3 protein-coding genes are annotated in these 2,301 nt (G+C 68.0%); all 3 read right to left on the bottom strand.

The features are described 5' to 3' along the window. Positions 1-35: 35 nt before the first annotated feature. The 3 genes from ACFP3V_RS31570 to ACFP3V_RS31560 all read right to left on the bottom strand — a co-directional run bounded on the left by ACFP3V_RS31570 (position 36) and on the right by ACFP3V_RS31560 (position 2,130). Entirely contained in the window at positions 36-149 is a 114-nt protein-coding gene (locus ACFP3V_RS31570; RefSeq protein WP_380591198.1) for an alpha/beta fold hydrolase, read from the bottom strand. A gap of 21 nt (positions 150-170) precedes the next feature. After that, positions 171-1,406 carry an RNA-guided endonuclease InsQ/TnpB family protein gene (locus tag ACFP3V_RS31565; protein WP_380591195.1) on the bottom strand — a complete coding sequence of 412 codons (1,236 nt, stop codon included), beginning with the start codon at positions 1,404-1,406 and terminating at the stop codon, positions 171-173. Positions 1,407-1,518: 112 nt separating this feature from the next. Continuing rightward, positions 1,519-2,130, bottom strand: coding sequence for an alpha/beta fold hydrolase (locus ACFP3V_RS31560; protein WP_380591192.1), 612 nt, complete (start codon positions 2,128-2,130; stop codon positions 1,519-1,521). Positions 2,131-2,301: the final 171 nt, after the last annotated feature.

Raw genomic sequence — 2,301 nt, 5'->3', positions numbered from 1 at the left:
TCCCGGACTGTCAACAACGCTCGTGGTCAATACAGCTAGGCCAGGAAGCGGTTGACCTCGTGGGCGAAGTCCTCGATGTGCTGCAAGAGGAAGCCGTGCCCGGCGTCGCTGTACAGGACGACCTTGGCGTCGGGGAGCCGCTGCGACATCGCTTGACATCCTCGCGGCCCTTAAAGGACGGCGATTCCCTCCGCGCTGCGCACGGATGGCGCGGCGTTTGGGCGGGTTCCTGCTTCATCGCGCTGTGCCGGTACGAGTACCGGTCTTACCTGCGCTCGACAGGCTGACACCGCCAGTCCGGCGGCCTTGACGACGTTGACCGCCGCGTTGATGTCCCGGTCGAGGACGGTCCCGCACGCTCCGCATGTCCACTCGCGGACGTTGAGCGCCTTGGGGCCGTCCTTGACGCCGCATACGCAGCAGACCTGCGAGGTGGGCTCGAAGCGGCCTATGCGGTGGAAGGCGCGCCCGTACCGGGCGGCCTTGTACTCCAGCATGGTGACGAACTGCGACCATCCGGCGTCGTGCACGGACTTGGCCATGCGCGTGCGGGCGAGTGCCTTGACCGCCAGGTTTTCCACGGCGACCGCTTGGTTATCGCGGATCAACTCGGTGGAGAGCTGGTGGTGGAACTCGCGTCGCGCGTCGGCCACCCGGCCATGAGCGCGGGCGACCTTGATGCGGGCCTTGTCCCGGTTCTTCGACCCCTTGGCCTTACGGCTCAGGGATTGCTGCGCGCGCTTCAACTTCTTCTCGGCTCGGCGCAGGAACTTCGGGCTGTCGATCTTGCGTCCGTCGGAGAGAATCGCGAAGTGGGTGAGCCCGAGGTCGATGCCGACCACGGCCTGTGTCTGCGGCATCCGTGTCAGGTCGGTTGCCGGGTCGGTCTCCACCACGAACGAGCAGAAGTACCGCCCGGCGGCGTCCTTGACCACCGTCACCGTGGACGGAACCGACGGCAACGCACGCGACCACTTCACCCGCACGTCGCCGATCTTCGGCAACGACAGGTCACCGCCCGTGGTGATCGACCAGCGGGCATTCGCGGTGAACCTGATCGCCTGCCGGTTGTCCTTGCGGCTCTTGAACCGGGGAGGACCCGTGCGCGGGCGCTTGCCCTTCAAGCCATCGAAGAAGTTCCGGTAGGCCGTGTCCAGGTCCCGGAGAGACTGTTGCAGGACCACGGCCGACACCTCACCGAGCCAGGAACGGGCCTCGGTCTTCTTCGCCTCCGTCAGCGCCTTCGACAGCACCCCGGACGAGACGAACGGCAGACCCGCCGCGCGGGCGTCCTCACGGGTCCGCAACGCGTCGTTGTACACCACCCGCGCACACCCGAACGCCCGGGCCAGCGCTGAACGCTGAGGCCCGTTCGGATAGAGGCGGAAGGAGTACCGGAGCTGCATAATGATCAACCTATCGGGTGGCACTGACAACAGCGCGGGAGGGTGCAAACCCGCACGTCACGGCAGGGCTCAGAATCGCTTCACCACCGGGCTGAAGCCCGGTGCACTGCGATTAGATCCGGTAGCTGGCGTAGGAGTTGATCATGACATCATGGGCTCCGTTGGCGACCAGCACCGGCAGTTTCAGCTCGGGGAGCCTGTCGTAGTAGCCGCTGAAGGCCGCGATGGCGGCGAGTTGGGCGCGGTAGGTCTCGTCCTGGACTGCCGCATGCGACCGCGCGAGCCGGGTGTCCAGGCGGCGCAGCGACGCCAGGCCCGCGGCCCGGCCCTCGTCGGTCTCGGGGAAGAACAGGTACAGGTAGTCGTCGTCGCCGTTGACGGCGTGCGTGAGGATCTCGCCGACGCGGGGCGGCGGCGTCGGCTGGTTCGGGACCCCGGCCGGGGTGCTTCCGGCGACGATCAGGCGCCGCACCAGTTCCGGGGCGCGCAGGGCGGTGCCCTGGGCCACGATGCCCCCCAGGGACCAGCCCATGACGTCGACCTGCTGCAGGCCGAGCGCCCGGATGAAGGCGATGGCGCCGTCGGCGAGGCCGTCGATGGTGGTGGGGGCGACCCCGGTCGAGCCCGCGGTGCCGCGGTTGTCGAAGACGATGACCTCGCGTTCGGCGGCCAGGGCGTCGAGCAGTTCGGGGTCCCAGTGGTCGGTGGTGCCGCGCGCATGCACAGGACCAGCGGGACCGTCGCGGGCCGGCCGAAGCGGCGGTAGTGGAAGCGTTCCCCTGCGGGGCCGTCCACGAAGCGGTCCTCGGCCTGATCGGACAGGTAAGCCATGTCTGCTGGATCCTTCCTGGCAGAAGCTGAACGGAAAATCGATCCTCAGCCGGGCAGGCGGCAG

The sequence above is a fragment of the Streptacidiphilus monticola genome (genome assembly GCF_042658505.1).
Lineage (GTDB): Bacteria > Actinomycetota > Actinomycetes > Streptomycetales > Streptomycetaceae > Streptacidiphilus > Streptacidiphilus monticola.
The sequence above is the reverse complement of the archived record's forward strand: the minus strand, read 5'-3'. Positions and strand labels throughout refer to the sequence as shown.